Source organism: Paenibacillus luteus (genome assembly GCF_006542765.1).
Taxonomy (GTDB): domain Bacteria; phylum Bacillota; class Bacilli; order Paenibacillales; family Paenibacillaceae; genus Pristimantibacillus; species Pristimantibacillus luteus.
The window spans coordinates 1-6,682 of sequence record NZ_SKCD01000061.1; the positions used below are offsets into that span (position 1 = coordinate 1).

Consider the following 6,682-nt stretch of genomic DNA (forward strand, 5'->3'; position numbering starts at 1 on the left):
TAAAATCAAACACTTCCGACGTGTGGCTACTCGTTACGACAAGTTAGCCAAGTCATTTTTGTCGTTTGTATATGTAGCTGCCATCTTCAAATTGTCTCAGTAATGAGTTTTCAGACACGTCCTAGTCTAATACTTTATTTTCTCTCAACATTTAGGCTCTTTCTCAATATCAGTGCTTGACGATTAACCTGGTATCGGGTGGCTATTACATTTAATGAGAATACCTGCTTTATCATGTTTGTGATTCCGTGTTAAGTAATGGTGGCGTAGTAGCTCTAGAATCACCTATGCGGGATGCACAATCTATCGCTTTTGTGTACACTTGCTGATAGATGTTTTGCCTATCCTATCCTGCATGATCACAATAACTTTGCCGTATTTACCTCCCTTTTTGTGCCTATCCTGCACTTATGCAGCAGAATCTAGGCTTCGCTTGTCCATTCGGCTATTGATCAGAGCTTATGTTGTACGGGATACAGGATAGCTGCGACATCTCGAAACAAAGGGACCTCCATCCTGCAAACATACAGTATAGCGAGCAGCTGCACTACCTAAACGGATTCTCATCATGCACTGATTTTGGTTTTGAGCCAACATTTACACAGAAAAACCACGCTTGCGCCATTGCCCAAGATTAACCTTGATGCGATCGTTGATACTTCCATCCCATTCCGTATCAAACCCTGCCGCTTGCAGCAATTCTGCGATCCGGCTCCCAACAGCGAGCGTATTGGCTTCACGCTGCTCAGGCTCGCGAATCATGCCTCCGCTGAAAGCAAGATAAAGTTGTCCGGTATGAACAGCACCCTCGACATCCTGCGAATGGTAAAAACAGCAGCCGCGGATGCCCGAATCAAAACGTCCCGCTTCCTGCCATATCTCCTGAACATCTTCATGGCCCTCACTAAGCGTATTGCCAGCCTTATGCAGAGCGATAATATGGTCTGCGCGAAGCTGGGTGAAAACCGCTTCGAGCCTGTCAAATTCGGTATGCTCAGGCCAGCTTTCCTCGGCAGCTTGCTTCTCGGCACAAGCACGTGCCGTCTCAGCCGTTACCCATGCGAAATCCTCCAAATTGAGTTCCTCCGGGTCCAAATATTCTTCAGTGATGATCCACTCGATATCCTCGTCAGCATGGAAACCGCCCCATACAAGCTCGTGAATGCGGTTGCTCGTATCTTTAGGGTCCAAGGTTATAGCCATATCTCCATTCCCTCCATATCTTAAGTATTGGATTAAAATATTCTAACTTATTACTGAATTCTATCTCGCAGCTTGATCCGTCGACTCCCGGTACAGCAGCTGTCCGGTCAGCAGCAGCTTCTCCATCGGATCATTCATATTGGCGATACGTCCGAGCAGCCGCTCTACCGCGCGCTTGCCGAGCAGCTCCTTGGGTACATGAACGGTTGTCAAAGCAGGCTTCAACCGGTACGAGTCCTCAATATTGTCGAAGCCTGTAACCGATACCTCACCAGGAACGACTACGCCAAGCGCTTGCAGTGCATAGATGGCCCCAATGGCAATTTTGTCATTTGCGCATAGAAGCGCGGTAGGCAGCGTACCTGCTTTTAGTCTTTTCGCAGCCCACTGCCGTATTGGCTCTGCAAAGTCCTCATGCTCGAACCCTTCAACCGACAGCTGATGCTCCTCTCTCGTACTCCCCGCAAGCTTGCTGTCCCCCTGCTCCTCCAAAGCACTGCGGAATCCCAAGTACCTGTCTTTAAAACTTCTGGAATAATTCGTATCTCCCACAAAAAAGAGCAGTCTATGTCCATTGCCAATCAGATGCTGCGTCAGCCGGTACATGGATTCGTAGTTGTTCGTAAACACCGTGTCACTCGGAATAAGCATGTCCTCATGATCCACCAGCACCATCGGCAAACCGATGCGATGCACCTCCAGCAGCAGCGGCGTCGATATTTCTCCAACGCCAATAAGTCCCAATATGCCGTTCGGGTTCAGGAAATGCAGGAAATGGTCAACACTTTGCTCCGACACAATGACCATGCCGCAGCCGTCCTCTTCCAGCCGTGCAGCTATACCATCCAGAATTCGCCCCCAATACAGGGATTCCTTCGTTTGAAAACGGATATTCGGCATCAGGACGAGTACCGACTGCTTGTTCGCGACAGGCACCTTCGGAAGCTGATCCAGCTTCATCGTCTTGACATAAGCGTTCTTTTGCGAAAAATAGCCCAGTTGTGCCGCCGCTTGAATCACCCGCTCCTGCGCTGCCTCGCTGACGCCTCCCTTGCCCGATAGCGCCTTTGAAACGACAAACTTGGAAACGCCCACATGATCGGCAATTTGCTGCATTGTGACTTTCTTAGACATTGAATGACTCCACCTTAGCTGTTCGTAATTTTCCGAGCTTCTCTCCAGAGCTGATTGTATTTATCGAATTCGGCCTTCAAGTCAGGCGAGGCAATCCATTCCTGAATGTAATCCCCGGACCAGAATGCAATTTGCGCTGTATTGGAGATATCGAGTAGAAGATCGCTTGCGACCTTGCGCTCCAGAAACTCGCTGTTGAATGATAAAAACTGCTGGAACTGCGGCAGAGAAGGCTGCCGGTCTTCAACTACGGGCAAGAAGCCGGAATCATCGACATAACCGGACTCCTTCACAAAAAATTCCACCCATGCTTTAGCCAGCTCCTTGTTATTGCTGAACTTGCTTACGCCAACAAACCAATCCGGGCTGAGCGGCGCGAAGCGCTTCTCGCTATTATCGTAAGGGAAGGGGAAAAATCCGATATCCTCTGATTTCGCACCGGCGGCAATGATCTGGTTAATGACCCAGTTACCCATTAAATACATGGCGGCCCGCCCATCGGCCAGCTCTTTCTTCGATGTTTCCCATTGATTGGTAAGCAGCTGCTTCTCTACGTAACCGCGGTCAATGAGCGTTTTGACAATCGTGATCGCTTGCCCCCATGCATTGTCAATTGCCCATGGCTCGTCCTGGCTCGCCATGTTATTCAAATAATCGGCATCGCCCGTCATGTAACTGACCAAATCCTCACCCCAAGTCATGAGTGGCCACTGGGCGCCGTAATTCAAATACACAGGCACGATGCCCGCCTGCTTCAACTGCTCGCATGCTGCGAGAAACTGCTCCATCGTCGTTGGTATTTGCTCAATGCCAGCCTTCTTGAAGGCCACTTTGTTATAAACGATGCCCGTCGTCGAAGCGCCGGTCGCAATGCCGAAGCGCTGTCCGCCAAAAGCCTTAAAATCGGAAAATCGAATTTGCTCAAAGACATTGTCCTCTAACGGCTCAAAATAATCGGGCAAATCTTCATTTTTAATATTATTGGGCAGCAGCAGCACATCTCCAAGATTTCGGGTAGATAACCGGACCATGATATCGCTAGCATAGTTTTGTAAGCCTTCGAATGTCACTGTGACACCGGGATGCAGCTCAGCGAATTGATCGGCATATGTTTGAAATACGCCATTTTCAATCAGATCAACGCGGTTGGTCAACACATTTAAGGTTACGGCAGGCCCCTCTTGGCTGATTTTTCCTGTCGGCTCGGTTTTATCCGTATCCCCACGATTTCCCTTTTGACAGCCCGCGATGCTAATGCTGCATAACAGAACAACAAGCACTAGCATATACGTGGATTTGCTCATTCTGCTTCTCTCCCTGCTTCTAATGGAAGCTGTAAAATAACCTCGGTGCCCCGGCCCCGTTCGCTCGTTACTTTCAGCCCATACATAGGGCCATAGTGGAGCTTAATGCGCTCATTCACATTTTTCAAACCGATGCCGCCTGATTTACGCTTTGCTATTTTCTCTTGTGCGCCTGCGAGTGATCGGTTGAGCCGCTCCAGAGTTTCCTCGTCCATCCCCAGCCCGTCGTCAGCTATCCGCAGCCATAGCGCATGAGCGGTTCGCTCCGTGCTCATGACAATGCGCATAGAAGGCTTATGGTCATCCATCCCATGATAGATCGCATTTTCCACAATGGGCTGCAGCACGAGCTTAATAATCGGATAACTGCAAAGGTCCTCCGATATCCGGGTTTCCAGCTGGAACCGATTCGGATAGCGGTAATTCAGCATCTCGACATAATTGCGCATATGCAAGGTCTCGTTCTCTAGCGTCACTTCCTCATGCAAATCGCTGATGCTGTAGCGCAGCAGCTTCCCTAGTATCGCAATCATGTCAGCCGCCATGTGATCATCGTTCAATTCAGCAGCCATACGAATCGACTCCAGCGTGTTATACATAAAATGAGGATTAATCTGGCTTTGCAGCGCATGCAGCTCCGCTTCCTTCTTCTTCGTCTCCATGACGTAAATATCCTGAATCAAATGGTCAATCCGCACGATCATTCGGTTAAACTGATGACCAAGCTGGCCGACCTCGTCCCGGTATTTGACTGGAAATTGCACGTTGAAATCGCCTTCTTGAACGTTTTTCATCATGCGCATCATTTTGCGCAGCGGATTCGTCAAAGCAAACGAAAAAACAACGGAGATAAACAGCGCGACAAAAATGGTGATAATAGTTGCGATTAAGGTTACGTTGCGAATGACAACAGCATCCTTCGTGAGCTCGCTTACGGGAATAGAGGTCATGACCTTCCAATTTGTTTTTGGCGACGTCGTATAAATATACAACCGATTCATGCCCTCCTGCTCGAAGTAGAAGCTCCCCTTGGCTCCCTCCGCCAAGACCACAGTCGGATCATTCATGATATTCGTTGCCATCCGAGATTTATCGCTATCGTAAACAACATTTCCATGCTCATCAATGATAACGGACTGGCCGTTTGTTACTTGATCAAGCTCGCTCATCTGATCTTCAATGACACTAATATTCGCATCCACGGCAATCATTCCGATAGCTTTAAGCGATTTGTCAATGACCTTGCGCACTACAGTGAACGCATACCGAGTACTTTGCAAATTGCTCGTATACTTCTGGGTGCTGAACAGCATAGCCTCCCCACCCGAGGTTTGTACGAGCTCTCGCCAGTTCTCATAGCTTTCCTTGACGTTAAGGCGAATTCCGCCGCCGGCGGTGGAGAAGTAGCCGTTCCCATACTGGTCAAAAATATAGACCGAATTCGCCCCGCGTTTTATCGTATTTATAAATGAAATGTTTCCTTCTATGCCCCGCTGGATTAATAACAGCAGATCAAAATCGTCAGGCACTTGATTGCTATTGTCCCCAGTCGACTGCTGACGCTGCTCGTAATAGCTATTCGAGCGAATCAGATTTTGCTTAATATCGTCCTGGTAAGCCGGGATAGAGGAGATCCGTTCCATATCCTCAATATAATCGTCAACGCGGACCATCATGTTCTCCAGCATTTTGGTCGAATAGACGATCGTCTTCTCCTCAATGGAGCGTGAATAGTTGCTGTAGGAGATGTAGCCAATAAACGATAAAGGCAGTGTAATCAGCAATAAAAACACGAGAAACAGCTTTTTCTCCATCCGCATGCCGCCAAAAGCTGCCCATATGCGCCACGATCGTTTTCTTAGACTCATCCTCATGCTCCCTTATTCTAGATGGCAGGCATCACGTTTCCGCCGTTGACAGGAATGTAAGCTCCCGTAATGAAGCTGGCCAAATCCGATGCCAAAAAAGCGACCGTATTCGCGATCTCCTGATCCGTTCCTCTACGCTTAAGCGGAACGCTGCGCGCGTAGTCGTTATTCTCCTCGGTCCCGCTAGCGCGGTCGCGGTCGCTGATCGTCCACCCCGGTGCTACTTGATTCACCGTAATCTGATGCTCGCCAGCCTCCTTCGCAAGCACGCGGTACACGCCATCCATGCCGCGCTTTCCAGCCGTATAGGCGGATTGCCCGGCAAAATTTTGCATCGCGCATTCCGTATTAATGCCAATTACTCTTCCGCCGCCGCGCTCGATCATGGCCGGAACGAAAGCTTTTGCCAAAAAGACGCTTTGCAGCACGCAAGACTCAAATTGGCTCACATAATCAGCAATAGGCTGCTCCAGAATGCTTGTCCATTGATACTGAATGACCGCGTTGGCGACAACAATGTCTACATGCCCCAGCCCTTCTGTGGCTTTTGCCTTCATTGCATTAATTTGCTGCTCATTTGTCACATCCGCTTGCACGATGATTGCCTGCCTGCCCATCGCTTCAATTTGCTGCTTCAGTTCATTCGCCTTGGTCTCGTTATTATTGTAGTGCAGCACGATGTTAGCGCCACAGCCGGCTAGCGTACGAGCCATCACGCGTCCCAAATCCCCAGTTGCACCTGTAATTAAAGCAGTTTTATTTGTTAAGTCAATTTGCATTTTCTCGGCCGCCCTTCTGATTTCAAATAAATTTGTTATACGATTTACTAATAATTATGCTACCAAAAAAACAACATTTTATAAAGCGTATTCAATAAATAGGTTAACTGAATGATAAGTAAATAACTGAAAAATTTCAGATAGACAAGGCGCTTGAAATCCTTAAGAAAAATTCCTCTGAAGGGCTTCCGGCCTGGACGGCCCTTTGACTCTTTAACTTTTTGGCTCTTGGCTCTTGGCTCTTCGATCCATATTTATAGCGGCTTTCTCTTAAGCCCCCTAATTGGATTGGAGTCATCAATGTGCAATAAGGTACACTATTGATGAGGGGGAATGAAGCGTATGAAAAGCAATATTCTTTATGATGAGCAGCGTATTAAGGTAGCTCAGGAGG

The 6,682-nt window shown here is 48.3% G+C and carries 5 protein-coding genes; all 5 read right to left on the bottom strand.

All coding sequences use genetic code 11. The features are described from left to right. Positions 1–597: 597 nt before the first annotated feature. Genes E0496_RS30220 through E0496_RS30240 form a run of 5 tightly spaced genes read right to left on the bottom strand, consistent with a single transcriptional unit; the run spans position 598 to position 6,288 of the window. On the bottom strand, positions 598–1,203 hold the full coding sequence (locus tag E0496_RS30220; protein ID WP_141505695.1) for a DUF6891 domain-containing protein: 606 nt from the start codon (positions 1,201–1,203) through the stop codon (positions 598–600). A gap of 60 nt (positions 1,204–1,263) precedes the next feature. Continuing rightward, a complete protein-coding gene (locus E0496_RS30225; RefSeq protein WP_141505697.1) occupies positions 1,264–2,337 on the bottom strand; it encodes a LacI family DNA-binding transcriptional regulator in 1,074 nt (357 codons plus the stop codon). 14 nt (positions 2,338–2,351) lie between these two features. Then, positions 2,352–3,641, bottom strand: coding sequence for an ABC transporter substrate-binding protein (locus E0496_RS30230; RefSeq protein WP_141505698.1), 1,290 nt, complete (start codon positions 3,639–3,641; stop codon positions 2,352–2,354). Then, positions 3,638–5,509: a sensor histidine kinase gene (locus E0496_RS30235; protein ID WP_141505700.1), complete on the bottom strand. Its 1,872-nt coding sequence runs from the start codon at positions 5,507–5,509 to the stop codon at positions 3,638–3,640. The genes E0496_RS30230 and E0496_RS30235 overlap by 4 nt, the downstream gene beginning before the upstream one ends. Positions 5,510–5,526: 17 nt before the next feature. After that, complete coding sequence (locus tag E0496_RS30240; protein ID WP_141505702.1) at positions 5,527–6,288, bottom strand: SDR family NAD(P)-dependent oxidoreductase; 762 nt, start codon at positions 6,286–6,288, stop codon at positions 5,527–5,529. Positions 6,289–6,682 lie beyond the last annotated feature (394 nt).

Bases quoted from the DNA above. Each gene is read 5' to 3' on its own strand.
- E0496_RS30220 (WP_141505695.1), bottom strand. From the start codon at position 1,203: ATGGCTATAACCTTGGACCCTAAAGATACGAGCAACCGCATTCACGAG.
- E0496_RS30225 (WP_141505697.1), bottom strand. From the start codon at position 2,337: ATGTCTAAGAAAGTCACAATGCAGCAAATTGCCGATCATGTGGGCGTT.
- E0496_RS30230 (WP_141505698.1), bottom strand. From the start codon at position 3,641: ATGAGCAAATCCACGTATATGCTAGTGCTTGTTGTTCTGTTATGCAGC.
- E0496_RS30235 (WP_141505700.1), bottom strand. From the start codon at position 5,509: ATGAGTCTAAGAAAACGATCGTGGCGCATATGGGCAGCTTTTGGCGGC.
- E0496_RS30240 (WP_141505702.1), bottom strand. From the start codon at position 6,288: ATGCAAATTGACTTAACAAATAAAACTGCTTTAATTACAGGTGCAACT.